This window comes from Domibacillus indicus, from assembly GCF_023715895.1.
GTDB classification, from domain to species: Bacteria; Bacillota; Bacilli; order Bacillales; family Domibacillaceae; genus Domibacillus; species Domibacillus indicus_A.
Window position 1 is genome coordinate 432637 of record NZ_JAMBOO010000002.1, and the last position, 25979, is coordinate 458615.

Consider the following 25979-nt stretch of genomic DNA (forward strand, 5'->3'; position numbering starts at 1 on the left):
TTACCAGCACATTGAGATGTGTTTTTATGTTTGATTTCTCTCCAAATGGGGCAACCAAATAAGGAATACCGAAAGGAGAGAGATGTTACATGGCAGACTTAAATCGAAATGAAATTCCAGAAACGCAAGGTCAAGTAGAAGAAAAAGTACAGTCAATGGGTCAAGATAAAAAAGAAGACATTCTGGCAAGTTTTGACACCTTTAAAAATTACCTTGGCGAGAAAGTGGAAAAAGGTGAAAAGCTGGGCATGAATGAAGAGCAGCTTGCAAAAACAGCGCAAAAAGTAGCCGATTATCTGGCAGCGCATGAGGAGCCGCGCAACCGCGAGGAAAAATTGCTTCAAGAGCTTTGGAAAGTCGGAAACGAAGAGCAGCAGCACCAGCTGGCTCATCTGCTCGTTAGACTCGTTCAGCAGTAATTCGTCGTTCATTTGGTCAACGCTTGAAACAGCTCAATGATCTCTAGAGGTACGATTCATAATGTAAAAAAGGACTGATATGATGCATATCAGTCCTTTTTTGTAGGTGCGGACTTCAACATTCCACTCACCTGTGTATAAGATTTGTTTATTTGTTTATACTAAAAACACGGACTTGTAGCTCAACGGTGAGAGCGGCCAATAGCTTCCTGGAATGACTATTGTGTATCTTGCGGGTTCAAATCCCGTCAAGTCCTTTCGTGAACGAAAAAGCAAAAAGCTTCCCCTTCTGCATTCCTTTGCTTGACAGAATGAGCAGGCCCAGGCGGCCTACTTTTTTTGTTTACTGACAGAATTCCTGATCATCAATTCCGTATTTACAAAAATCCGTTCTCCTGTTTCTGTCGACCCTTCCATAAGCCCCAAAAGCTTCTTCGCACCTTGAACGCTTATTTTTTCAATTGGCCGCTTTACAGTCGTTAAGCTTGGCGTTGTATATTGGGAAAAGCCAATATCATCGAAGCCAACAATGGAGATATCGTCCGGCACTTTTAGTCCATGCGCAAACACGGCATTCATTGCGCCGATCGCCATGTCGTCATTGGAGCAAAAGACGGCCGTCGGCGGGTCCATCTGTACCAGAAGCCGTTCCATTGCCGCATAACCGCTCGGCATATCATAGCTTCCGCATTCAATATAATGGCGCTCAACAGGAAGCTGATGGCGAATAAGCGCTTCCATATATCCTTCTTTCCGCTCTACCGTCGACTTAAATCCTTTCATCCCCTTGATAATCGCAACTTTTGTATGGCCGTTTTGAATTAAATGCTCCACCGCCTGAAATGACCCTTCCCGGTCGTTGGACAAAATATTGATCGCTTTTTGTTCCTCGACCTGCCGGTTCAAGACCACAAGCGGGATTTTTTGCTGCAAAACATGATATACAAACGTGTTGTCCACTTCACTTTGGCTCATTAAAATAATTCCGTCAAACCGCAGCTTTGTAATCGACGCATAATCTTTATAATCATCGATCCCGCGCACAAACAAGTTGAATTCCTCGCCAATTACGCTGTTTACTCCTTTTACCGTTTCGGCAAAAAAGCTTGGCGACGTTCCCGTTGAAATGCTCGTAAAAAACAAGCCGATCGTATACGATTTTTTCAGAACAAGGCTTTTAGCACTGTAGTTGGGTGTATAGTTCAGCTGGGCGGCTAAATCCAGTATCTTTTTCCGCGTATCCTCCTTGATCAATACACTGTTATTCAGCGCTCTTGAAACGGTAGTGTGGGATACATTTGCGAGTTTTGCAATATCTTTAATCGTAACCATTCCATTCACCCTTTAGAACTCAAGATTTACTCCCTCTAATAGTACCATAGCCGTTCCTCCGGCACCCTACATCCCCATTATATTTTTGCTTCAAGGTCTTTAATAATCTGCGCGTGCTTTTCATCCGTAAGCTTGTACATAAATCCGATAATTAAAACCGCAATAGTCAGCGCTGCAGCCGGATAAAGCGTCAGCATCCCTTTAATGCCGAGCAGCGTACCAGCTGACTGCGCTACATTTGGCACATAGCCGACCAGTGTTAAACTGATACCCGATAAAAAACCAGCCAGAGACTGGGCAAGCTTGCGTGAAAAGTTAAACAACGAGTATGTAGTCGCTTCTTTCCGCTCTCCCGAAACCCACTCGCCATAATCGATAATATCGGAAACAAGCGCCCATGTAATACCGTTCGGAATGCTGATCCCTATAAATGCAATCGCAGATAAAATGGTAAATGAGTAAATGTTCGTCGGAATAAAAAAGTTCAGCAAATCGGCTGCAATACAAATGACGAATCCAAGCATGGCCGTCCGCTTTTTCCCAAACCGGGCTACAAGCTTCGGCATGAAGATCACACCTAGAAAGGAAGAGCCGATAATAATAAAGCTCATGTTGGCAACGAGTGTCACATTGCCTAAGTTATATTCTGCAAAATACACAAGCAATGCTGATTTGATATTGTAAGCAGAAATAGAGAAAATCGTCATCAAGATCAGTGTCAAAAGCGGCTTGTTCGTAATGAACGTTTTGATAATTGACCCAAACGACAGCTTTTCTTTTGGCCCGCCTTTTACGACGATGCGCTCTTTTGTATTCCGGTAACAAATGAAAAATCCAATAATCCCGATGACCGACATAATCCCCATTACAACTGGATAGCCGACTTCCGCACGGTCAAACTGCACAATCAGCGGCATCACAATTACACTTGTAATGAGCAGTGCGCCCAGTGAACCGATTTGACGGAATGTGGCAAGAGACGTCCGTTCCTCCGCATTTTGCGTAATGGCCGCACCCAGCGAGCCGTACGGAATATTTGTAAACGAATAAGCAACGCCCCACATCATGTAAATGGCATACGCATACGCAAGCTTGCCTGCGGGCGGTACAGATGGTGAGATAAAAAGCAGTACAGTAACGATGGCAAGTGCTAAGCTGCCGAATAAAAGATACGGCCGAAATTTCCCACGCCTGCCGATGTTTTTTCGATAATCAATCGAGGAGCCGACAAGCGGGTCCATAACTGCATTAAACAATTTGCTGACCAGAAAAATGGTGCCTGCTGCAGCGGCTGAAATACCGGCTACATCTGTTAAAAATTTCAACAAATATAACTGGCCTAAATCGAACATAAAACCGTTTCCAAAATCGCCCATGCCATAAGAAATCTTTTCTTTTAAACTCAGCTTTTCCTTTTTGGTCTCCTGTCCTTTCGGCGCAGGATCTGCTGCAAAAACAGTACTCATCATAACCCTCCTGTGCATTGAAGTGATTGCTTGAAATCTGCTATACTGGAGACAAATGTTTTTTCAAAAGGGCTTTCTATTCTTGGTTTGGCGACTGGCGAATAGAAAGTCTTTCCTCTCCACACTACTAAAACGCTTACAAAAAGACGATACTTATTTTCTGTTACCTTATGATGTTCGGCCTGCGGGCGGCTTTTCTCCTCAGCTCCTTTCCTTTTCGTCAAAATGTTAACGTTAACATTTTTCTTTATCAAAAAGAAAGCTTACAATATAAACCTTAACATTGAGCAGAATAACTAAAATTTCTTTTTATGTTAACGTTAACATTTATAGAGGTATTATATCAAATCTTCCTTTAAATACAATCCTTTTATTTTCTTTCCCTTCTCTTGCACCCCATCAAAACCGCCGCAGTGCGCAAAGAGCAAGCTGATATGAGCAAAAACAAAAACTTTCCTCGAGAGGAAAGCTTTTGTTTTGAAGCCTTAATCGATCAGTTAAAATACTTTAATTCGTCCGCCAGTTTCGACCGCCTAAATTCTTTTTGACGAAGAAAATCTTTAATTTCCTCTTTCGTTTGGTAAGAAAGACGAATATGAAAATAATTAATGTATTCAATAAGGGCAAATACGTATAAAAACAAAAACCAATAAAATGTTGCAGGAAAGTCGAACAGCTGCTTGATAAGAATGAGAACGCCAACGCCAATCAAACATTGATCGATCCGTTTAAACCACTGGAACATTTGCCGCTGGCCTTCGGGCAAACGGGTACGGCTCCTGCGTCTGATCTGCCTCAGCTTCAAAAACCAATACATGCTTCCCTGCAGCAGAATCAGTTCTAATAAACCAAACGCATATAAAGGTGGGAAAGAGGTTAAGTATGGTTTTGTCCATTCTATTATTTCTATATACATGACCCACATGGCAGCAAAAAGAATGGCGGCGAATAGTTCACCTGTACATAAGCTGACTAACTTTTTCTCTACTTTTTTTTGCATGTCATCCCCCGCTTTATTTTATTCCTATACGGTTGAAGTGCCCACTATGTTTCATAAAATGGACCATAAGGAAAAAAATGAAGAAAACCGCCCTGTTATTGACACAAGGCGGTCCTTTCTACTATTTACCATTTATATTATAGTTCCCTTTGATGCCGATACGCGGCTCTTGTTGCCATACTGTGTGTTTCAAATATACGTTTAATTTCTGCTTCATGATTTTCTTTGGCGTCCACCAGCACAACAATATTGCCTTCCTTTAAATACCGCTCATACTCTTTTGCTTTTTCCTCCGGTATACCGGCTCCGGCGAGCGCCCCAATAATACCGCCGCTTCCCAGGCCGACGCCCGCTCCAGTCAGGCCAGCCACAATCGGTCCAGCCGCCACAATCGGTCCAATACCCGGAATTGCAATCAAGCCGGCTCCAAGAATCGCACCGAGTGATCCGACGAGAAGACCGCCGGAAAGAGCACCGATGCCCGCCCCTCTTTCTGCATGTTCCAGACGTTCACTGCTGTCTGTAATAATATCTGCATTTGTTTCATGTTCGATATCACGTACGTCCTTGCTGCTTTTTGCAAAAACGGAAATGTCATCAATGCTGTATCCTTTCAGCTTTAATTCTTCAATGACTTTAATCACCGCTTCATGCTCACGAAAGATGCCGCCTATAATTCTCATTGTCATTATCCGTTTCTCCTCTCTTTGTTCAGTCTTTTTCTTATTACCCATCACTCAGAAAACTAATCAACTAGACGAATAGAAAAAAGATTCCTGCTCGTGCCAGACAGAAAAAAATCATTCTTATTCAAAAAGCGCTGAATCAACTATAGGGGAAGCGAGCGTAATATCGTTTTTCATAAAAAGCTGAACAATAGAGTGACGGAGACGGCTTTCCACCTGCTCCTTGATTTCAAAACTTGTAATCGGAATCTCTACTAAAAAGTCCATCGACCGGCTGCGCAAATCTACAAACCGAATATCCCAAGCAGGCGCAGATAAAATTCCATCCACCCTCTCCGCTATCTTCACGGCTGCTTCCTGCAAAAGGGCTTCTACATTCTCTCCGTTTTCCGCTCTTCCGCCCGCCTGCTTGCGTATAAATTCAAAACGAACGTACAGAATAGAACCGTCGTACAAACGTGATCATAAACTTTTTAAGGTGGGTCCGCTATGCAAATCGAAAAAATTGAAACGTTTCCCCTGCTTCATCGTCTTGCCGCCCCTTACGGAGATGCGAATGGCCCTAAGAAATATAGATCGTGTTACCTCATCCGCATTACTACCAAATCCGGTGTTGACGGCTGGGGAGAATGCATCGACTGGCTGCCTGCCCTGCATGTCGGATTTACAGAAAGAATTATCCCGTACTTAATCGGAAAATCTGCCGCTGATCGCCAGCCGTTAGTGTCCGTCATTCAAAAATGGCATAAGCGGGCGGCCGCTGCAGTCAGTATGGCGTTAACGGAAATAGCCGCAAAATCTGCCCGTCTTTCGGTTTGTGATTTGTGGGGAGGAAAATGGCGGGACCGCATACCCGTGTACGCTTCCTTTCAATCTTATTCAGACCGGGACGATTGGGTCGGCCACTCTCTGCAGCTTGTAGAAGGAGCGATTCAAAAGGAGTTTGGGGCAGTAAAAGTAAAAATTGGCGGCAGAACGTTTCAAGACGACCTTACACATATTCAGTCTCTGCAAAAAATGACCGAAGAACGAATCCCGCTTATTCTGGATGCCAACCAGAGCTACGATATGGCAGCAGCACGCAGATGGGAACCTTACCTATCAAATTGGACCAATCTTTTGTGGCTGGAGGAGCCCATGCCGCTGAACAATCTGCCTGAGTACAAGCTGCTGCGTGCCAGTTCTTCTGTGCCGATTGCAGGCGGTGAAAACATAAAAAGCGCCAAACAATTTTTACCGATTTTAAACGAAAATGCGCTTGATATCATCCAGCCGGATATTCTGCATGGGACGGGTATCGACGATTTCCGCGATGCTTTGCAGCTTGCCCGGCATTTCGGGGTTAGAGTATCTCCTCACAGTTACGACGGTGCGCTTTCACGGCTGTATACGCTTTTTGCTCAGGCGAGCCTGGCCCCCTGGACAAAAATGAACGCGGAAAATATTGAACCCGTTGAGTGGGACGTAATGGAAAATCCGTTTTCCGAGCTGGTGCCTGTTACACCATCCGCTGGCTCTGTTTCGATTCCAGACGGGATAGGAATTGGAGTTGAGATCAATACGGACCTGCTCCAGGCTTACCTTTGGGATGGTTCAGCTTACTGGCAATAAACACCTATCTTCTTTATAGGAAAACAGACCTTTAGGGTCCCTAAGCATTTTAGTTTGTTTTGGATGTTTGGACTGTTACGATAGAAAAGAAACTTCATCCAGAAAGGACAAAATGAAATGTCAAATATACAAATACCTGTATCGGTTTTAAACTTGGCCCCTATCCGCAAAGGACAAAAGCCAAAAGAAGCGATTGATTCTATGATCGATTTAGCGCAGGCAGCAGAAAAAATGGGCTACAGCCGCTACTGGATTGCAGAACATCACAATACACCTACTCTTGTGAGCTCCGCTACATCCATTTTAATTAAGCATACCCTTGAGCACACAAAGCATATTCGCGTCGGCTCCGGCGGTATTATGCTGCCGAACCATTCACCTCTCGTTGTCGCTGAGCAATTCGGCACGATGGCGACTATTTATCCCGACCGTCTCGATTTAGGCCTCGGACGTGCACCAGGTACGGATATGAAAACAGCCAGCGCTTTAAGACGATCACAGCATGATACGGTTTATACATTCCCAGAGGATGTAAACAGCCTGCTGACATACTTTGGCCCGGCCGCGCTGCAAGGCGATGTAAAAGCTTACCCGGGCGCCGGTACCAATATCCCGATTTATATTCTCGGCTCTTCCACCGATTCCGCTTATTTAGCAGCGGAGCTTGGCCTGCCGTATGTTTTTGCCGCTCATTTCGCACCAAGGTACTTGGCAGAAGCCATTGCGATTTACCGCAACCGGTTTAAGCCATCCGACTATTTGGACGCTCCTTATATGATCGTCTGCTTGAACGTAATTGCAGCAGAAAGCGATGAGGAAGCCAAGTTCGAGTCTACAACGATGCAGCAATTTTTCTTAAACGTTGTACGCGGCTCCAGCGTACCGCTCAGCCCTCCTGTAGAAAATATGGACGAACTGTGGAGCGAATCAGAAAAACAAATGGCGTCTTCCATGTCCAGCGTTACACTGATGGGAAGCAAGCAATCTGTCCGCGACCAGCTGACGAGCTTCCAGGATATGTACAATGTAGACGAAATTATGGCCGTCTCTTATATTTACGATCCGGACAAGCAAAAACGGTCCTATGAAATTTTAAAAGAAATTACGGATGGGAAATAAAACAAAAAAGCAAGCTCTTCTTCCAGGAGAAGGCTTGCTTTTTTATTTTATTTGAAAAAGATATTTTTCAGTTCATTCACTGTCAGCACAATAAATAATAAAATGCTAATGCCCAGCGCAAAGTTAGACCAGCGCTGATAGCGGTCAATCGTCCCTACGTATGTTTTCTTGTTGAGTAAATAAAGCAGTGTAATCGCCATAAACGGCATAAAAATCGACCCCAGCGCCCCGTAAGCAATAATTAAAAAAACCGGCTTTCCGATAAAATGAAGCAGCATCGGCGGAAAGGTTAACCATAGCACGTAAAAACGATATGCCTTTGTTTTACTCAAATCCTCCTTGCTGATATGTTGATGGCGGATGGTCCGGATAAAATCAGCAAATAAATACGGAACCCCATTCCACACTCCAAGAACGGAGGTGAAGGAAGCAGACCAAAAGCCGATAAGGAATAAATAGCGTACAGCAGGATGCAGTTCATTTCCTAGAATAGAAGCAAAATCGATCAATCCTTTTTCACCGCTAATGTTTACATTTGTTCCATATAACAATCCTGCGCCCAATAGGAGAAGGGCAATGGTAAATAGCGCGGTTACAATATACGCAACGGCAGAATCATAGCGAACGGCACGAATAAAGGAAGGCCCCTGCCATTTATTTTCTTGGAGCCAATACCCATAAGAAGCCATTGTGAGAGAGCCGCCCACCCCGCCAATTAACCCGAGCGCATACACTAATGATCCTTCTGGAAGTGTAGGAACAGCTGTATCTACAATGTCACCAAGCTGAGGTACAACCAAAACAGCAGATCCTACTACCGTAATAAACATAATGCCAACCAGCCAGTTCATTACCTTTTCAAATGTCTTGTATTTCCCCCACCAAACCAAGCCAAAACCGGCTAATCCATGAATAACGGCCCATTGTGTTAAAGAAAGCTGAGGAAAAAGTGCGGCCAGTGCGAGGGCACAGGATGCTGTACCGGCAGCTCCATATACAAACCCCCAAATAACGGAATACACACCAAAATAGCCAGTAGCCCATTTCCCCATCATATGCCAGCCTTCTAATATGGTGTTTCCACTTGTTAAGTGCCAGCGGCCTACCCCTTCATTTAGGGCAAACTTCAAAACAGAACCGATGAAAATTGCCTAAAGAAACACCAGGCCATAATTAGCACCCGCCATCAGTGCTGCCACTAAATCACCCGCGCCTACTCCGGTGGCCGCCACGATCAATCCCGGCCCGATCACCGGCGTCTTTTTTACAGGTCCATTCAACTCCTCGTGTGTCTGTATGTGCTTTTCTGGTTTCATCGTCATCCCCCTTAGTTTAACTTGATACCGTTTACACAAAAGAATTTGGTAAACTAAACCATAAAATATGGATCACTTTCATTTTACCTTTATTTTCCTGAATAATCTCTTCTTTAAGCTCTTTTCTTTACATCTCTCCCTCGATAATCTATCTTTTGATCAAACAAGCTAAAAGCTTTACGGTTAGAAAGGTTGGGATAAAATGAAGCTGAGTGTACTGGACCAGTCTGTTATTGCGGCCGGCGAAACGGGAGCGGATGCATTAAAGAAAACCGTGAAGCTGGCGCAGTCGGCAGAAGCCATGGGCTATACCCGCTTTTGGACAGCAGAACACCATAATACAAACGGAATGGCGGGATCCGCACCAGAAATACTCATTTCGCATATCGCCTCACAAACAAAATCGATCCGCGTCGGATCAGGCGGCGTGCTTCTCCCTCAATACAGCCCTTATAAGATTGCAGAGAATTTTAAAGTGTTAGAAGCGCTGTTTCCAAACCGGATTGATTTGGGCATCGGCCGCTCCCCCGGCGGTTCTGCCGATACCCGTCTGGCTCTCACAGACGGCGTGCGGAGGAGCTTAAATGAATTCCCGAGACAAGTAAGAGACCTGCAGCGTTACTTAACGGATCGAGATGAAGCGATAAAAGCCTACCCGAAGACGAACGGGCTTCCCGAAATGTGGATGCTGGGCATTACCCACCGAGGTGCACGGACCGCTGCCGAAAACGGAACCGCTTTTACATACGGTCATTTTATTAATCCTTACAATGGCCAAAGAGCCATGAAGCAATATCGAAGCGATTTTCAGCCGTCCGCCCTGCTGAAGCACCCAAAAGTAAATGTCTGTATTTTTGTTGTATGTGCGCCTTCTCAGGAAAAAGCAGATGAAATCGCCCTCAGCCAGGATGCCTGGCTTTTAGCGGTTGAAAAAGGAGGCGATACAAGAATTCCGACGATTGAAGAAGCCAAACGAAAAATCGTTACACAGGCAGATAAAGAAAAAGTAAAAGAAAACCGAAAACGAATGATTGTCGGCACCCCGCAAAAAGTAAGGGACGAGCTTCTTGCCCTGAGCGACGTCTATCAAACAGAAGAATTTATGGTCATTGCCAACGTGCACAACTTTGAGGATAAAGTACAGTCTTATGCTCGTTTGGCCGAAGTGATGTTGTAAATAAATGGACTGCTTTTCCTAAAACAAAAAGACCCTTCTGACAACAGAAGGGTCTTTCTTTTATGAATAGTAACGGTTTGCTCTTCTTCTAAAGAAGACCTTGCGGATAATTGCAATTAACACGACAACCGCGAGCACATTAACGAGTAGTCCTAATATAGACCCAAGCATTCCCATGCTGCTAAGCAGACTGCCAAATATTAAGCCTGCCAATCCGCCAAGCATAAGCCCTTTCATTAATCGGCTTGAGAAAAAGCTGTTCTTTTTCTTTGTAGAAAAAGTCGATTTATTAGACACTGCTGAATTGGCTTTTTTATTTTGAAACGTTGAAGTAGAAGGGCTGTTCACGCTGCCATTTGTGCTCTTGAATCCGCCCTTGCTTCCTCTTGCTTCTACGGTTGTAGACTGATCGTGAAAAACCGCACTTCCAACCGGTGAAAACGCGATTGCTGCTGCAAGTATAGCCGTAATAAATTTTTTCAATGTTTTATCTCCTTCATGCTCATAAGCATGGTATTTTGTAGTAGATCCTGCCTCTTACCTATCTTTCTTATGACAACATACAATTAGTTGTTATGCTTGAGACAGCCCTTTCTTTGAAGGCAAACGCCTTTTAATTTATTCTTTCTCTTACACTATGATTATAGCATTTTTTACGTTTCTTTAAAAATGAATGAACTTGGGAACAGAGGCGAAAAGCAGGGCATTTAAACATCTTTTTTATTTAGATTACAGTACCCTGCAGATTGAATTTAAAACGTTTCCTTCTCCATAAATGAAATAGATCATTAGAATAGAAGAAAATCCTTTAAACACAAAAAATCCACCCTGCTTTCTGAACAGGATGGATTTTTAATTCCTATGATTCCTACTGGGTTCGAACCAGCGACCTCTACCCTGTCAAGGTAGCGGCGTGGATGCTGAGCTAAGGAATCTAAAGGGTTAATACGCAACTATTCAACCAACATTAACGAATTGGTCACAGGCTCGTGACCAATCTGTGACCAAAAATTTCGCTTCTTAAGCCAATTGTATAAAGGTTTCCTTATCTATACCCATTCAATAATTAAAAAAATTATTCAGAGTAATCTACAAACTCATCCTCGCGGTTCTCTATATCTCTATAATCATTATCATTTGTTATTAATTTCAAATCTATCTTGCCTATAGTTTTAAACTGTATATCATTAGCATCCCTTTGAGCTTTTAACTTAAGTAAAGCAATTATCTTATTATCTTGGTCATAAAATTTTATAATGCCTGTGGATTGCTCATTGAGATTGGTCTTTGCTAAATTTAATTCGCTAGCAAGAATATGCGAAAATCCTTCTCCAATATTATCAATATTTTTTAAAACACCAAATATCCTTATTGGGGTTTCCATGTTATTATTGTATAACTTTGCTACAAATCTTATATTTGCCAACTTAAGTGGAAAATAAATATTCAATTCATGATTTTCTTGTGAAGGATTCTTTAACAAAGTTATAGTGGGTGCAATTTTAAATAACAGCTCGTGTAAATCCCCTTTTTTCTCCAGGATTATTTGAACATCAGACAATTGTTTTTCATCTAATAAATATCCCTTATCTAACGGGTCTTTATTGAATCGAATTAAATTCAAAAGAATAGTAAGAGCTATCAATACAAAAGATAACAACCCCCATATCGCTAATACTACTAAATTAATTATTTGTTTATAGTTAATAGAACTAGATAAAACAAAATCAAAGTTTGTATAGAAGCAAATTATAATTCCCCAACTAAAAATGGAGACAGCTGAAACTATAACAAAAATCCAATAAATAAAATTTAATAGAAAATCTTTTGAAAGGTAAAGTTTGTATTCGCTAAAATTCAACATAATCTCTTCAAGACTTAACGCATAAGGTCTTAATAATTGTTGCTTTATTTTTGATGCAGTTAAAAGTTTATTTTCATATGAAAAAGCAATAAATAATGTTATAAAGCCTAGTAATGACATTATTCCGCCAAACATCCAACTAACCAAATCAGAGGTATTTGTAATTTCATCAGGCAATTTTCCATTTATTAAAAAAAACGATTGTAAGTCTTTACAGAAAAATAATAGCCCTAATATAAAAATAAAAGGAGCTATCAATAAAAGAGTTGACCACCATTTAAACAACATCCACCACTATCCTTTTGCAGACTTCATAAATTGAATCCGCTTCATCAGTCTCAAAAAAAGCTGCTACCGAATATAAATCTAAAGAAAAATATATTTTTTTATCTTCGAAAAGAATAACCAAACTTAATGTTTCCGAAGAACTCATATATTTCATTAACTTACCTGATTCAATATCAGTAACTTTTATATTTGTATAGGTGCTATCGTCAAAACCAGATTGCTGCTTTGAAATATCTATACTTGTTAAAGTAAAGCCTTTATAAGAAGGCGCGTTCAAAAACTGCTTTTTGTAAGCTTCAAATATCTCTACTTTTTCAAACGACATAGGAAAGAAAGCCGATAATTTAGAAATTGTATATGCAATATGGCTCTCTGAACCGCCAAAAATACAAATTACTCTGCTCTCTTCAAAAACAAAAAATCTTATTTTCTTTCTTTCCGAGGCAATAATTTTGTCTCGTATTTTTATGGGGTCTATCCATTCAAAACTGACGTTCAATATACCGTCTTCATAAGGCTCGAAATTAAAAAAGCAAAAGCTGTCCTCTTGTTTATTTTTAATATCACCCCAATCGGGCGCGCCATTATATTTATAAAAAATACAGTCTCTGTGAAGCAACAATATTTATTCACCTACTTTCCTATAAAATAGCCCCATTTACACCCTAGAAGTTACAAAAGCCTCGATTATAGGCTCTAAAATCTTTCTTGTTTTTTTAATATCTTTAATTCCATTCTTACACATGAGTATGTACTCCTCTTGAACATGCTCCATAACTTCTTGTTTAAGCTCCTCTGATTTGTTAGCAGTTATTACAATTTTCAACCTATCAAAGTCTTTCCCCTTTAAACTAAACTCAATGTTTACTTTGGAACCGTCATAGACAGAGCTTGTCTTAAACGAGACAATATCGTTCCCTAAAGAAATATACTTACATGCTTCATCCGAATTAATGATGTTATTACCATGAACTGACACACCTTGAACTCCACCATTTTGATGACTATTGCTTATTTTAAAACTTACCTTACTAAAGCTTGAACTTATACCTTTGGAAGGTAACCTATTATAAATAAAGTCAAAAATCAGCATTGTTTTTGGTGTTGCGCTGTCTTCATTAGAATAGTCAGCATTAAGAATCCCTATAGTATAGGGTGATAAAATTAATCCTAACCTCTTACTTAGAAAGGCAGCGATAACATCTTCAAGGTTATCGTCGCCAGATTCAATCGAAACCTTTTTAGTATCCTTTTCTATTGTGACTTTATTATCATAGAATGCAGTTAATGAACCTAAGTCCTGTACTCCACTTCTCCAATAGTTACCATATTCTTTTATTTTTATTGACAGAATAATATTTTCTTCCTCAATTTCGATGTCTGCCAGCACAATTTCGTACGTCGAATCCAGAGGGTATGATTTAATAAGTTCTCTTTTTAACTCCTCAAGTTCTTTATCCTTCAGCTTGCCCAAATTTTTATAATTATATGTATAAGCGGACAAACCTTTCTTCTTTTTCATTACACTCATTTCAGCTAAATATTGAAAATCCTTCTCAGTGAGAATATTTTCCATATCAAAAAAAGTATCTTTTAAATCCTCTTTGTTTTTCTTTTTTTTATCAAGTACCCAGCCTGCTTTTTTCTCTGTAATATATGAAATTACTTGACCCTTATTAAATCTTTTGAATGCTTTCTCTAGGATACCTTTATTATTAATCCCGCTCATTCCGAATCACTTCCAATTTTAAAGATATATAATACAAATAGTAACATTTCACTACATAAATTTACAAATACTTTATTCACGTGAAAAATTAACCATAAGAGGATTCTAAGCTACTTTTAGCAGGTGAGCATACGCGCGTGAAATTAAAGCTGATTACGGGCGTGAAAGTGCTACTATCAATTTAATGAAGTAGAGTCAGGTAATTGGGGATAAGTATCCCCTTCTCCTTCAATCACATTTAGATAGCATGAATATAGAGAGTGAAGTTATTAACCGTGTGTTTTAGTAAAGCAGCGTTCCATTTTGTGTTTGGATACATGTTTGAAGCGGTTTGTGTTTGAATGGATATGACCGCTATGATATTTTATGTAGTTTATGTTTGGGGTTTATTTAGAAGGATAACTCTGAATTACTGATTTCTGTTTTTATATTTTGGAGCGCAAAAGGACTTTCATTGCTTTCCTACTTGTTACTATGGCAATATCGGTACAATTTTTTATTCGCTATGTCTTAACTTCAACACTTCAAGCATTTTCTCGTATATATCTACGTAATCGCCATTCTTTTTCAATTCGTTTATGCGATTATATTTTTCACTTATGTTCTTCTCTCTATCTTTTGCACGGACTATCGCATTGTCACCGTATTTGCTGTAAAACCCAATCAATAATTCTAATAATCCTCTTTCACCTAATCCATGTGAGAAAACCAATTCACCTTTTCCTTTCAACTTGTTAAGGTATCTGTCAATGTCCTTATCTGGCACTTGTACAACAGCTCCATGTGCTTCATATATGTAACTAAGCCCAAAATCTGTTCTAAGACACTTGTTGTATGCTTTCCAGTATGATTCAACGTTCTTCTCATTACGCTTCCACAAGTCACTGGCGCTAATGTTATTTAGAATCATCAAGTGACGCTTCATTTCACCGATTGCCGCAAACTCGTCATTCGTTAAAGGTCTATGTTCTCCACTATCCACAACGCACCCATACCATTCAATTTTGTGCATGATAATCTTTGCTTTTGCTAGTTTATTAAAAACCGAGCGCAGATTATTTTTAAGTGTAGTCAGTTCTGTGGAGATAGCATGTTCTAACATGGCGTAATCCTTATCTTTAATCAAGTCACCGTGTTTCTCTTTAAGTTCCTTAAACAATCTGCCTTTTATAACATCACTGTAATAGGAGGAAGTGAATGTCTTGTCACCTAGTTCAAGGATTACAATCCAATGGTTCAGCGACATTAGTTTGTTTAGTTTGTTTTTCAGTAAGTAGTCAATCACCAAGCTGTTGATTTCATTTTCATAAGGTAATTCTCTGCCGTTCTTGCTACGTCCATCTTCACGTTCCGCACGTACAGCCCGCTTGGCACCGACTTCATATACTTTTCCACGACCCTTAGGATTTTTGATTATCGAAACGCTTTCAAAAATTTCATTCATCGTTTTCATCAATCCTTCCTCGTATCCTTTACTAGCGAATTTCCCATACTTATCAAAGTGTGCCTGCTGCGCTTCATTCCCAAACTCCATTACTGCTTCTCTCTTTGTCCAAATTGTTTTCATTTTTAACTTTCAAATCCTTTTTATTTTTATTTTTTAAGGTAATAAGAATCAATTTAATAAACTAAAGTTAATTAATAATTGATTTTTATTACTTTTCCAAATCATCTATAACAATGGAATCACTCCCTCTTGATAGGCTATATACGCGCAAACAAGTTTGCACGTATTCCCACTTGTGACAAACTCCAACTCGCAAGCCCGTTGTTCGTTTTGCGAACAACGTCGCAAAAGCGAGTTACAATCTTTCAACCGATTTTCTATCCCGTCACCCACCCACGCTCAACAAGTCATCAACGCCGACCTTTTTTTGCTTCTTTTTTTGGGGCGGCAAAATGCGATAATAAGACCGTAGCGTAGCGAAGGACTTAATCGCATCAGCCAAAAAAAGAAGAAGGTATATCATTTCTTTAAGCTATATTTTAACCTTGTAATAGTATTATAACATAATTTAACGAAAAAGTAAATATTATATAATACTTAAAGTAATTTGTCAACATAATAACGTGATTTTTTTACTTTTTTATAGAGTGTCAGCCCCCTGTTCGTATTTTTTTGTTTCCTGTTCTCCCCTTAATTCATAAAATCAAAGTTTTATCATACGTAGAAGCATACGTAAAAATCCTCTCTTTTGAGGAAATTTTAAATCAATTTTTGTATAAGCATACGGAGCAAATTTTTCATATGATTCGGCGGCTAGAAGTGTTATATTCTCGTTTCGGCATGTTAAAATATTCATAGGAAACCTTTAGCAGGCTTAAGAGCAACTTTTAAGGAGGTTGTTCTACTGTGAAAGGCAGCATTAAAAAAAATAAACAAACAGGCAAATGGGATTTTGTAATAGATATTGGTAAAGACCCGCTAACTGGAAAGCGTAAGCAAAAGAAAAAAAGAGGATTTGCAACTAAAAAAGAAGCAGAAAAAGCTTTGACTGCCTTATTGAATGAGTTGAATGAGCGCGCATATATTGAACCCTCTAAACAGCGGTATGATGACTACATGAAGGCTTGGATAAAGGAAAAGAAACATGATTTGAGTGTTCAGACGTTAAAGGCATATAACTCGTATTTAAAGGCACATATCTTACCTAATTTAGGAGCGGTTCCGCTCGCTAAACTAACCCCTTTACACATCCAATGCTTCGTAGGAGAACTTAGGAATAAGGGGTTAGCAGAAACTACTACAAAGCGAATTTTTAACGTAGTCAATGCTTCTTTAAACAGTGCTGTGAAATTGGAACTTATTAAGAAGAATCCGGCTTCAATTATTGAAAAACCTAAAGCACTTGCCAAAAAAAATGCAATTTGGACTGTTGAGGAAGTTTCTTTATTCCTTAAACATTCAACTTCAAGTCCTTACTATACGGCTTTTTTACTCGCAGTAACAACTGGTATGCGTCAAGGGGAAATCTTAGGTTTACGTTGGGTAGATGTAGATTTTCAAAACGAATGTCTTGTGATTAAACAAACCCTTACACACGATGGAAAAGGATTTAAGGAAGGAACTAAGAGCAAGGCTGGTAACCGTTCTATCGGTTTGGATACCACTACTCTTTCCGCTCTTAAACACCAGAGAAAAAAGAATATGGCAAACAAACTTGCTTATGGAAATACTTATAGCGACCATGACCTTGTTATTTGCACTCGTAAGGGGAAACCAATCAATCCAAGAAATTTACTTCGTACATTCAATAACTTGATTAGTAAAGCAAATCTTTCTCAAGTCCGCTTCCACGATTTAAGACATACACACGCTAGTCTGATGTTACAGCAAGGGGAAAACATTAAACTAATATCCGAGCGGTTAGGTCATAGCAGCGTAAAAATTACATTGGATACCTACTCGCATGTTTTGCCTAACATGCAGCAAGAAGCATCAAATCGTCTAGCAAATAAATTGTTCAACGGTTAATTTCTTGTCCTTGTGACCAAATATGTGACCAATGAAGCTGAGTGGATATAAGTGAACAAAATAAAAAAACCGCAAACCCTTATACATCAAGGATTTACGGTTTTGAACATTGATGATTCCTACTGGGTTCGAACCAGCGACCTCTACCCTGTCAAGGTAGCGCTCTCCCAGCTGAGCTAAGGAATCGTTTACTGACAATTTATATTTTATTCAATAAAGTCTTCCATGTCAACAAGTTTATGTATCTTTATTGATGTAAGTTTATGTTACTCCTCTTTTATGCATGTAGTATGCGGCTAATAGCCCCTATCAAGTCTTGATTACAAAAGCGGGCCCTTTTCCGTCAAACGGCAAGGGCCTGCTTTCTTCTATTTAATCTTCCGCCACATAAGATACAACACGGTCATAAAGAGAACCGTCATTAAAAACGCTGTAATGAGCGCGATAATATACGTATTCGTTCCGGAAATCGGCGACTGGTTGCCCATGGAAACGAAAATGCCTGCCATAATAATGCTGAAAGCGAGCATAATCACGCTGAGGACAATGAGTGACGCCATCCGCTCAAGGCGCCTCATCAGATTGTTATCGGCGGTTACATGCATTTTCAGCTTCGGCTGGCCGCCTTCCCATTCATTCAGCGTTTCATTTAAAATACTCGGCAGCTTGTTGGCGGCCATTTTAAACAAGCGTAAAAATGAACGGGATTCGCGTATCATTTCCTTCGGATGAATACGTCCAAACAGCACTTCTTTCGCCATATCGCGCACCATACCGGATAAGCTTGAGCCCGGATCAAGGGCAATGACGGTTTGTTCCACTTTCAGAAAAGCCTGTCCCACTTGAACAAAATCTTTTGGAATGGAAATGTGATGGCGTCCAGCAACAGCAAACAGCTCCTGCAGCATGGCGCCCATTTGTACCTCCGCAAGTTCAATGTCCATGTAGCCCGCCATCCAGCGGCTGATGTCACGCTGAAGCTGGCGCCTTTCGATCGGTTTTCGCGCACCAAGTTCGAGCACAAGCATCGACAGCGCTGCAGCATCGCGGTCAGCGAGGGCAAACAAGCAGTCTGATAACAGATGCCTCATATCCTCTGACAGCCGGCCGGTGTTGCCGAAATCAATCAGTCCAAGACGGCCGTCGTGCAGAAGCAGCAGGTTGCCCGGGTGCGGGTCGGCATGAAATACGCCATCGATAAATACCTGGCGCAGCACAGTTTCTGACAAAGCCCGTGCAAGCTCCTGCCGCCGCTCGACATCCATTTCTTTGATCACATTGCCCCGCAGTGATTTTCCGTTCACAAATTCCATTACCAGCATTCGCTCGGTCGTCCATTCCGAGAAAATACGCGGCACATAAATACGCTTGTCTTTCATCGACTCCCGCATTCCCGCCGCCTCGGTGGCCTCGAGCCGGTAGTTCATTTCCCGGCCAAGGGCGGCCGCAAAATCATCAATAATCGCTTTTAAGCTGATCTGCCGCGCAAGCTCGGAGTTTCGCTCAGCGAGGCTGGCCAGCTGGCGCAAAATCGAAATGTCGTTTCGAATCATCGGTTCGATGCCCGGCCGGCGAATTTTGATCGCAACCTCTGTTCCATCTTTTAAAGCAGCGCGGTGTACCTGTCCGATTGACGCGGCACCGAGCGGCATTTCTTCTATATACAACAGCCAGTCTTCAATCGGCTGGCCCGCTTCTAACTCCACAATTTTGCGAATATCATCAAACGGCATCGCCGGTGCACTGTTTTGCAGCTTGGCAAGCGGCTCTGTCCAGGATGGGGGCAGCAGGTCGGTTCGCGTGGATAAAAACTGCCCGAGCTTCATAAAAGTCGGACCCAGATCTTCAAGCGCCCGCCGCAGCTCTTCGCCTTTTACATTTTGCTCTTTGGCGGCCCAGCGTGTGAACGGAATTTTTTCCGCCAGCCCAAGATCTTTTATGTATCCGGCAAAGCCGTGCCTCGCAAAAACTGCCACGATTTCTGGAGCGCGCCGGAGCGTCCCGATTTTCACCACATTGTCACCTTCTTCGTTTCCATTATTTTGTTCATCATACCATACTCGCTGCTGCCTCTGCTTGAAAAAGAACATTCATTCCCTTTTGATCGTGGTACAATAAGCTGACTGCATTTTTCACAGGAGGTTTTAACATGAAACGCGGAACCATTCAGGATCACCTTATTCATTCAGCCGAATTAGGAGAAGACGTTTCTTTTTTGGTATACGTGCCGGCAGACTTTTCACCGATGTTTTCGTATACCTTTTTAATCTGCCAGGACGGCAAAGACTACTTTCAGCTTGGACGGCTTCCGCGCCTGGCCGATGAACTGCTCGAAGCGGAAGAGATAGAACCGTTGATTATAGTCGGCATTCCCTATCTTAACAAGCACGACCGGCGCGAAAAGTATCATCCGGACGGCGTGCAGCAAGCCGCATACATACGCTTTCTCGCCAATGAACTTGTTCCTTATTTGGACGAGCAGTTTCCGGGGCATGGCAACCGTTTTGGCCGTGCGCTCGCGGGCGATTCCCTTGCTGGTACCGTTTCCTTTATGGCGGCGTTAAAATATCCAGATTTATTCGGGCGCGTCCTGATGCATTCGCCTTTTGTGGACAGCACGGTAATGAATCTAGCCGAGTCAGCAGAAACCCTTCCTTCTCTTTATCATGTGATCGGCACTGAAGAAACAGATGTGCTGATGACAAACGGCGAACGGGCGGATTTTCTGACGCCGAACCGGGCGCTTTCTTCGCTCCTATCCGGCAAAAGAACCGACTATTTTTATGAGGAGTTTGCCGGTAATCACACATGGACTTACTGGCAAAAAGACATGAAACGCGCGCTTTTAAAAATGTTTGAATGAGGCCTGCCTCCCATTCTGCATTTTTGAAAACGTTTGGTATACTAATAGATGAAAGGTTATTTTAAAGGAGTGAATGAACATGAAATACGGTGTTGTCATTTTTCCATCAAAATCTTTGCAGGATAAAGTAAACGGTTACCGGAAACGGTACGATCCGCATTATGCGCTCGTGGCGCCTCATATTACGCTAAAAAGCCCATTTGACGCAGATGAACAGGATATAAGCAAGATTGCAGAGCAGCTGCGCCGTGTTGCTTCGCTTCATCAGCCGTTTTCGTATCACGTCAGCAAAGTTAAATCGTTCGAACCGGTAAATAACGTGATTTATTTTAAAGTGGATCCGAACGATACACTCACTTCTTTATATGAAATGCTCCATACGGAGGAATTTCCGGGTGAAGAGCCGTATAGATTTGTTCCCCACATTACAATCGGCCAGAAGCTGTCCAATGATGAACATTCTGATGTATACGGAGCCCTGCAGATGGAATCGATTGATTTAACGGAAAAAGCAGACCGTTTTCATTTGCTGTATCAGCTTGAGAATGGCTCATGGACAGTTTATGAAACATTTTTACTTGGGAAGGATGCATAAAACGTGAATGTTGTAAAAACAACAGATCTTGATCAGCGGGAAGATGCGTATTCTGTACGCACAACCGTTTTCGTAGGAGAACAAAATGTTCCGCCTGCACTTGAAATTGATGAATTAGAAGATGAAGCCGTTCATTTTATTTTGTATGATGAAGAGCAAAAGCCGTGCGGCGCCGGCCGGTTTCGTACTGTCGGAGAATTTGGAAAAGTGGAACGGATTTGTGTACTCAAAGAAGCAAGAGGGCGCGGCGCCGGCAATCTGATTATGGAAGCGATTGAGCAGCATGCTCAATCGGTAGCCGGCCTGACAGCGCTTAAGCTTGACGCACAGCTTCACGCTATTCCCTTTTACGAAAAGCGCGGCTATACAGTCGTATCTGGCGAGTTTTTAGATGCAGGCATTTTGCATAAAACGATGACAAAATCGCTATAACCATAAAAAAAGCGTGTTCTCGATGCAGAGAGTACGCTTTTTTGTGCGCTTATGTAAACGCTGCTGCATTATGCAAGACGGTCAATTTCAATACCTCTTCCACTGATCTGCGCCATATGTACACGAAATGCTTCATGCTCGCTTTGCCGTTTTCTTCTTATTTCTTCCGTGCTTAACTGGACCTGTGGCTCTGTGCGGTCTTGCAGCACTTTTTCAAACGTTACTTTTGAAGTCGGATCAATCGGTGTATACCCAGCGGTTGCTTCGTTTAAAACCCGTTCTCTGTAATCATTGTATTGGAATTGTGGAATTGGAAGAATGTAGCCCATGTTATTCGCTCCTTTCAATAAAATATTCATTAATCTCCATGTATATTCACTTTTTCCTCATTTATTCCTTACGCAAACGCTTTAATTGAGAAACAGATCGTTTGACCTGTATAAATAGGAAAAAGAGCAGCGTTTTTGCTGCTCTCTTTCTAGGCTCATTTGATCATCTTTGTGATCGTATTCATATCGAGCTTTTTGCCGTCTTTTAAGATCGTGCGGACGATTTCATCTTCGACCTGCTTCGGTACTTTTTTTCCGGCAAGCGCGGCTGTTTGCGCGACAACCGCACGGATTGTCCGTTCATCTTTGAAATCAGCATATTGAAGAGAGTCGACGAGTGCAAATACATCGCTCATACGCACGCCGGTCTTTTTTTCAATATTGCCGAAAAATTTATCGTTCATTGTCCGCTCCTCCTTCTAATGCATCAATAAAAGCTCGCACCGACGATGATGAGCAAAATGAACAGAACAACAATCAATACAAATGTGCTTGAGCCGCCGTAACCGCCACCGTAACCGCCGCATCCATACATTGCCATATATTTCTCCCCCTTTCGCTGTTCTCTCCTTATCATATGAGAGAGATGCAAAAAGGGATGGGCCCTGTTCACCCTTTTGGTTTAAAAAAGAGGGCACCGATAAATCCAAACACGATCGCAGCAGAAATACCTGAGCTTGTCACTTCAAACATGCCGGTCAGCACGCCGACCACTCCATGGAGCTTCGCTTCCTGCATCGCACCTTCTACAAGTGAGTTGCCAAAGCTTGTAATCGGCATTGTTGCACCGGCGCCGGCAAAACCTACAAGCGGTTCATAAAGATCAAAGCCTGCAAGCAGTGCTCCGACTGAAACGAGAATCGACAACGTATGACCTGGTGTCAACTTTCCAAGGTCCATCATAAGCTGACCAATGACACAAATAAGCCCGCCGACGACAAATGCCCAAAAAAACATTGCGATCATCTTCTTCTTCCTTTCTCTACGCCATTTCTTTTTTCAATTTAATAATTTCCGCCAGGCGTTTGTCCGCTTCTTTTTCTGTAAAATGTCCCGCTTCCATATCTTCTTTTAAACGAACTGCTTCAAGAAAAATTTTATAATCGCTTGACACAACAATTTCTACTTTTTCTTTTTCTGCCGTTTTTTTCATGCGTTCAGCCAGGTTTTTTTCGATTTGCTTCATCCGAAACCGCTCCAGATGGCGCACTTTGTAAGCTACAAGCAGCTGCTTCGTGCCTTTTACAACGGCTGTATCGTAAATTTCATCAAAAGAATCTGCTTCCTTTTTTATTTCCGCTGCCAGCTGATCATCATGGCCGTCCAGCTGAACAGCATCGGGATCTGCTTTTTCAATCATCGCCGTCCCGTCGTGCTCGGGTCCGCATCCTGCCAGCAAAAGAACTAAAAAAATGCACGCTGTTTTTTTCATACCCGCACCTCCGTTTTCGATCAGTATGTGCGAAACAAAAAAAAAAATTCCATTCAACACGGCATTTGTCCATGCCTTTTTGAATGAAATTCATACTGTAATAATGTACCGATATTAAAGGAGGAATGCACAATGGGATGCCACAAGCATCGCGATGATGACAAGTTTGAGAGCTGTGTATGCGAAGTTGTCCGCGCGATCCGTGATATTCAAGACGCACGAGAAGATGAAGAGTGCCGTGATTGCAAAGACTGCTTCGCTGAGCCGCTGGGCGACCTGGATGGACCGCGCCGCCGCAATGCAGATACACGTGTGTTTACGCTGACAACAAAAAAAGGAAAGCCGTTTTTTGCTTTCTTTAGTCCAGATGAAGCTGATGATTGTGACGCCGGCTGTGTATCCATCTTCTTCCGTGTAGAAGATGTATTTGACAGCTGCTGTGCGCGCCTGCGGGTACTTATGCCGCTTGATGATGATCATGAGCCGGTTAACCTTGCATGCGACGAAGGCATCAGCTTAAAGCAGGTGTGCAAAGTCGAAAATTTTGACAAAACACGAAGCTGCGTAACGGTCGATCTAAATGAATTTATTGCGGTTCAGTGCATCAAAGACGTTGATCTTGATATCTGCCGTTAAAATCTACCGCCTCCACTAACGGGGCGGCTTTTTTTATGTTCCAGCGAGACGGATATACACAATGTCAGCAATGGGAACCTGCACCGGTGTATGGCTTTCTTCATCAAGTATCCATACGTACGTTTCATCAAATGATTGAATAACCCCCCGAACCGCAGGACCGCTCCACTCAAAGCGGCACGGAACCGGAATGCGCCGCTCAGCAAGGTAAACGACTTTTTCTGTTATACTCATTTCCCGAAATGGTTTTAAGCGGCCGTCGCCTGACTTTTCTTCTTTTTTTTGGACCGGCGGCGTCAATTGCTTTTCCTCAGCCTCTTGTTTCACCTCTTCGATAATTTCTCCCTCTGATTCTGCTTTAGCAATTTTCTGCATTACGGGCTGAATAGGCGTCAAATGAGGCTGACCAATATAAAGCAAGGGACCAGGTGTTTTTTTCATATGCACACACCTCCGCTTTTTTGTCCAGTATATGCAGAAAAACCGCCCAATATGGACGGTTTTTTTATTTAATTGCCTGTAATGTGGTAGCCGGAATCCACATGAATGTTTTCACCGGTGATACCACGGGACATGTCGCTGAACAAGAAAACAGCTGTATCGCCTACTTCTTCCTGTGTTGTTGTCCGGCGAAGCGGTGCTCGTTCTTCAATTTGAGTCAGCATCTCATTAAAATCACTAATGCCTTTTGCAGCCAGTGTACGAATTGGTCCGGCAGAAATCGAGTTCACACGAATGCCGTCTTTGCCAAGATCAGCAGCCAAATAACGCACGCTTGCATCAAGGGACGCTTTTGCGACACCCATCACGTTGTAGTTTGTAATTACGCGCTCACCGCCGAGGTACGTCAGTGTCACAATGCTGCCGCCTTCTGTCATAAGAGGCTTCGCATATTTTGCTACCGCTGTCAGCGAGTAAGCACTGATGTTGTGGGCAAGCATAAAGCCATCACGGGATGTATCGACAAAATCGCCGTCTAAGTCTTCTTTGTTGGCAAACGCGATACAATGAGCAAGGCCGTGGATGACGCCTTCTTTTTCTTTAATGGCACGGAAGCATTCTTCAATCGCGGAATCATCTGTTACATCACATGGTAAAATGAACGGATCCTTTTGATTTTCAAGTGTTGCCGCCAGGTCACGAACGTTTTTTTCTAAACGATCGCCTGCATAAGTAAAAACAAGACGTGCTCCTGCTGCGTCCAGAGAGCGGGCAATTCCCCATGCAATGCTGCGCTTGTTGGCAACACCCATTACGACAAACGTTTTTCCTTCAAGTGAAAATAGCATAAATCCGTTCCTCCATTTATACAAGTTATTAGTACCTAGTGTTAATCTTATCATGATTGCCAAAAAAATCAACGAATATCAAGCCAGCTTTGCTCGGCTTTTAAATTTTCTCCAAACGGATTATACTAGTGCAGTAGACAAAAATGAATGGGGAGCGATTGAATGAAGCTGGATATTATCGGAGACATACACGGCTGTTTCGATGAGTTTCATATGCTTACGCATACGCTTGGATACAAATGGGACGAAGGTATCCCTATTCATCCGGATGGGCGGACGCTGGCTTTTGTCGGCGACTTAACCGACCGGGGCCCGGATTCGGTCCGGGTAATGGACGTTGTCTGCCGGCTGTTTGAAGAGCAAAATGCCCTTTTTGTGCCAGGCAACCACTGCAATAAGCTGTACCGGTATTTTCTTGGCAACAACGTTCAGGAAACACACGGACTGGAAACAACAGTGGCAGAGCTTGATTCCATGCCTGCCAATGAATACCGCCTGCTTAGAAAACGGTTCCTGTCTATGTATGAAGAGTCACCGCTCTATCACGTGCTTGAAGACCGGCGGCTTGTGATTGCTCACGCCGGGATACGTGCCGACTATATTGGCCGATTTGATGCGCGTGTAAAAACGTTTGTGCTTTACGGAGACATTACAGGTGAAAAACATCCGGATGGCTCCCCTGTCCGCCGCGACTGGGCAAAAAAGTACGTAGGAGATGCATATGTTGTGTACGGCCATACGCCTGTCAGCGCGCCGCGCGCGATCGGCAACACCATCAATATCGACACCGGCTGTGTATTTGGCGGCAAGCTGACCGCACTGCGCTGGCCGGAGCGTGAAATCCTATCGGTGGATTCCCAGCAGCCGCTCGTTCGAGAAAAATTCCGTTCATTCAGCGATGTTTCATAAAAAAACCCGGGT

At 42.3% G+C, this 25979-nt stretch carries 30 protein-coding genes and 3 tRNA genes; 11 read left to right on the plus strand and 22 right to left on the minus strand.

Annotation, left to right across the window (positions count from 1 at the left end):
* The first annotated feature begins 155 nt into the window (after window positions 1-155).
* Both M3221_RS05505 and M3221_RS05510 read left to right on the plus strand, forming a co-directional pair.
* Window positions 156-419, plus strand: coding sequence for a DUF3243 domain-containing protein (locus M3221_RS05505; RefSeq protein ID WP_396120255.1), 264 nt, complete (start codon window positions 156-158; stop codon window positions 417-419).
* Between the two features lie 171 nt (window positions 420-590).
* A tRNA-OTHER gene (locus M3221_RS05510) sits at window positions 591-676 on the plus strand.
* Between the two features lie 73 nt (window positions 677-749).
* Here M3221_RS05510 and M3221_RS05515 read toward each other — a convergent pair.
* The 5 genes from M3221_RS05515 to M3221_RS05535 form a co-directional block, all read right to left on the minus strand.
* Window positions 750-1751 (minus strand): LacI family DNA-binding transcriptional regulator, encoded by a 1002-nt coding sequence (locus tag M3221_RS05515; RefSeq protein ID WP_251270511.1) that lies wholly within the window; start codon window positions 1749-1751, stop codon window positions 750-752.
* Between the two features lie 77 nt (window positions 1752-1828).
* Window positions 1829-3217, minus strand: coding sequence for a glycoside-pentoside-hexuronide (GPH):cation symporter (locus M3221_RS05520; protein WP_251270512.1), 1389 nt, complete (start codon window positions 3215-3217; stop codon window positions 1829-1831).
* 493 nt (window positions 3218-3710) lie between these two features.
* Window positions 3711-4217, minus strand: a complete 507-nt coding sequence (locus tag M3221_RS05525) for a hypothetical protein (protein ID WP_251270513.1) — start codon at window positions 4215-4217, stop codon at window positions 3711-3713.
* A 137-nt stretch (window positions 4218-4354) separates the two neighbouring features.
* Window positions 4355-4906, minus strand: a complete 552-nt coding sequence (locus M3221_RS05530) for a general stress protein (protein WP_251270514.1) — start codon at window positions 4904-4906, stop codon at window positions 4355-4357.
* Between the two features lie 117 nt (window positions 4907-5023).
* Window positions 5024-5359: a hypothetical protein gene (locus M3221_RS05535; protein ID WP_251270515.1), complete on the minus strand. Its 336-nt coding sequence runs from the start codon at window positions 5357-5359 to the stop codon at window positions 5024-5026.
* Window positions 5360-5392: 33 nt separating this feature from the next.
* Here M3221_RS05535 and M3221_RS05540 point away from each other — a divergent pair, with 33 nt between their 5' ends.
* Window positions 5393-6514: a mandelate racemase/muconate lactonizing enzyme family protein gene (locus M3221_RS05540; protein ID WP_251270516.1), complete on the plus strand. Its 1122-nt coding sequence runs from the start codon at window positions 5393-5395 to the stop codon at window positions 6512-6514.
* A gap of 117 nt (window positions 6515-6631) precedes the next feature.
* A complete protein-coding gene (locus M3221_RS05545; protein ID WP_251270517.1) occupies window positions 6632-7633 on the plus strand; it encodes an LLM class flavin-dependent oxidoreductase in 1002 nt (333 codons plus the stop codon).
* 47 nt (window positions 7634-7680) lie between these two features.
* Here M3221_RS05545 and M3221_RS05550 read toward each other — a convergent pair whose 3' ends face one another.
* Window positions 7681-8763: an Nramp family divalent metal transporter gene (locus M3221_RS05550; protein ID WP_251270518.1), complete on the minus strand. Its 1083-nt coding sequence runs from the start codon at window positions 8761-8763 to the stop codon at window positions 7681-7683.
* A 21-nt stretch (window positions 8764-8784) separates the two neighbouring features.
* Window positions 8785-8949, minus strand: a complete 165-nt coding sequence (locus M3221_RS05555; RefSeq protein WP_251270519.1) for a hypothetical protein — start codon at window positions 8947-8949, stop codon at window positions 8785-8787.
* Between the two features lie 202 nt (window positions 8950-9151).
* On the opposite strand from M3221_RS05555, the gene M3221_RS05560 reads away from it, so the two are divergent.
* Window positions 9152-10126: an LLM class flavin-dependent oxidoreductase gene (locus M3221_RS05560; protein WP_251270520.1), complete on the plus strand. Its 975-nt coding sequence runs from the start codon at window positions 9152-9154 to the stop codon at window positions 10124-10126.
* A gap of 60 nt (window positions 10127-10186) precedes the next feature.
* On the opposite strand, the gene M3221_RS05565 is transcribed toward M3221_RS05560, so the two are convergent.
* From M3221_RS05565 to M3221_RS05590, 6 genes are all read right to left on the minus strand, one after another.
* On the minus strand, window positions 10187-10609 hold the full coding sequence (locus M3221_RS05565; RefSeq protein WP_251270521.1) for a hypothetical protein: 423 nt from the start codon (window positions 10607-10609) through the stop codon (window positions 10187-10189).
* Window positions 10610-10988: 379 nt separating this feature from the next.
* A tRNA-OTHER gene (locus tag M3221_RS05570) sits at window positions 10989-11061 on the minus strand.
* Window positions 11062-11201: 140 nt separating this feature from the next.
* On the minus strand, window positions 11202-12278 hold the full coding sequence (locus M3221_RS05575) for a hypothetical protein (RefSeq protein ID WP_251270522.1): 1077 nt from the start codon (window positions 12276-12278) through the stop codon (window positions 11202-11204).
* On the minus strand, window positions 12268-12900 hold the full coding sequence (locus M3221_RS05580) for a hypothetical protein (protein ID WP_251270523.1): 633 nt from the start codon (window positions 12898-12900) through the stop codon (window positions 12268-12270). The genes M3221_RS05575 and M3221_RS05580 overlap by 11 nt, the downstream gene beginning before the upstream one ends.
* 36 nt (window positions 12901-12936) lie before the next feature.
* On the minus strand, window positions 12937-14007 hold the full coding sequence (locus M3221_RS05585; protein WP_251270524.1) for a hypothetical protein: 1071 nt from the start codon (window positions 14005-14007) through the stop codon (window positions 12937-12939).
* Between the two features lie 496 nt (window positions 14008-14503).
* Window positions 14504-15574, minus strand: coding sequence for a hypothetical protein (locus tag M3221_RS05590; protein WP_251270525.1), 1071 nt, complete (start codon window positions 15572-15574; stop codon window positions 14504-14506).
* A 786-nt stretch (window positions 15575-16360) separates the two neighbouring features.
* Here M3221_RS05590 and M3221_RS05595 point away from each other — a divergent pair.
* On the plus strand, window positions 16361-17482 hold the full coding sequence (locus M3221_RS05595) for a tyrosine-type recombinase/integrase (protein WP_251270526.1): 1122 nt from the start codon (window positions 16361-16363) through the stop codon (window positions 17480-17482).
* A gap of 113 nt (window positions 17483-17595) precedes the next feature.
* On the opposite strand, the gene M3221_RS05600 is transcribed toward M3221_RS05595, so the two are convergent.
* Window positions 17596-17668, minus strand: a tRNA-Val gene (locus M3221_RS05600).
* A gap of 182 nt (window positions 17669-17850) precedes the next feature.
* A complete protein-coding gene (locus M3221_RS05605) occupies window positions 17851-19572 on the minus strand; it encodes an ABC1 kinase family protein (RefSeq protein ID WP_251270527.1) in 1722 nt (573 codons plus the stop codon).
* A gap of 59 nt (window positions 19573-19631) precedes the next feature.
* On the opposite strand from M3221_RS05605, the gene M3221_RS05610 reads away from it, so the two are divergent.
* The 3 genes from M3221_RS05610 to M3221_RS05620 all read left to right on the plus strand — a co-directional run bounded on the left by M3221_RS05610 (window position 19632) and on the right by M3221_RS05620 (window position 21372).
* Window positions 19632-20345, plus strand: coding sequence for an alpha/beta hydrolase (locus M3221_RS05610; RefSeq protein WP_251270528.1), 714 nt, complete (start codon window positions 19632-19634; stop codon window positions 20343-20345).
* Between the two features lie 79 nt (window positions 20346-20424).
* On the plus strand, window positions 20425-20940 hold the full coding sequence (locus M3221_RS05615) for a YjcG family protein (RefSeq protein WP_251270529.1): 516 nt from the start codon (window positions 20425-20427) through the stop codon (window positions 20938-20940).
* A 3-nt stretch (window positions 20941-20943) separates the two neighbouring features.
* Window positions 20944-21372 (plus strand): GNAT family N-acetyltransferase, encoded by a 429-nt coding sequence (locus M3221_RS05620; RefSeq protein ID WP_251270530.1) that lies wholly within the window; start codon window positions 20944-20946, stop codon window positions 21370-21372.
* 68 nt (window positions 21373-21440) lie between these two features.
* Here the strand turns inward: M3221_RS05620 and M3221_RS05625 are convergent, their stop codons facing one another.
* From M3221_RS05625 to M3221_RS05645, 5 genes are all read right to left on the minus strand, one after another.
* The gene (locus M3221_RS05625; RefSeq protein ID WP_251270531.1) at window positions 21441-21701 is read right to left on the minus strand and encodes a hypothetical protein; all 261 of its coding nucleotides are present in this window, start codon (window positions 21699-21701) and stop codon (window positions 21441-21443) included.
* Between the two features lie 155 nt (window positions 21702-21856).
* Window positions 21857-22105, minus strand: a complete 249-nt coding sequence (locus tag M3221_RS05630) for a stage VI sporulation protein F (protein ID WP_050182196.1) — start codon at window positions 22103-22105, stop codon at window positions 21857-21859.
* A gap of 23 nt (window positions 22106-22128) precedes the next feature.
* Window positions 22129-22242 carry a YjcZ family sporulation protein gene (locus M3221_RS05635; protein WP_285879211.1) on the minus strand — a complete coding sequence of 38 codons (114 nt, stop codon included), beginning with the start codon at window positions 22240-22242 and terminating at the stop codon, window positions 22129-22131.
* 68 nt (window positions 22243-22310) lie between these two features.
* Window positions 22311-22667: a stage V sporulation protein AE gene (gene spoVAE, locus M3221_RS05640; protein WP_242232356.1), complete on the minus strand. Its 357-nt coding sequence runs from the start codon at window positions 22665-22667 to the stop codon at window positions 22311-22313.
* A gap of 16 nt (window positions 22668-22683) precedes the next feature.
* Entirely contained in the window at window positions 22684-23133 is a 450-nt protein-coding gene (locus M3221_RS05645; protein ID WP_242232357.1) for a sporulation protein, read from the minus strand.
* Window positions 23134-23265: 132 nt separating this feature from the next.
* On the opposite strand from M3221_RS05645, the gene M3221_RS05650 reads away from it, so the two are divergent.
* Entirely contained in the window at window positions 23266-23769 is a 504-nt protein-coding gene (locus M3221_RS05650) for a CotY/CotZ family spore coat protein (protein WP_242232358.1), read from the plus strand.
* Between the two features lie 33 nt (window positions 23770-23802).
* Here M3221_RS05650 and M3221_RS05655 read toward each other — a convergent pair whose 3' ends face one another.
* Together M3221_RS05655 and fabI are read right to left on the minus strand one after the other, a co-directional pair.
* Window positions 23803-24210 carry a CotO family spore coat protein gene (locus M3221_RS05655; protein WP_251270532.1) on the minus strand — a complete coding sequence of 136 codons (408 nt, stop codon included), beginning with the start codon at window positions 24208-24210 and terminating at the stop codon, window positions 23803-23805.
* A gap of 68 nt (window positions 24211-24278) precedes the next feature.
* Window positions 24279-25058 (minus strand): enoyl-ACP reductase FabI, encoded by a 780-nt coding sequence (gene fabI / locus M3221_RS05660; protein WP_251270533.1) that lies wholly within the window; start codon window positions 25056-25058, stop codon window positions 24279-24281.
* 162 nt (window positions 25059-25220) lie between these two features.
* Between fabI and prpE the strand changes: the two genes are divergently transcribed.
* Complete coding sequence (gene prpE / locus M3221_RS05665; RefSeq protein WP_251270534.1) at window positions 25221-25967, plus strand: bis(5'-nucleosyl)-tetraphosphatase PrpE; 747 nt, start codon at window positions 25221-25223, stop codon at window positions 25965-25967.
* Window positions 25968-25979 lie beyond the last annotated feature (12 nt).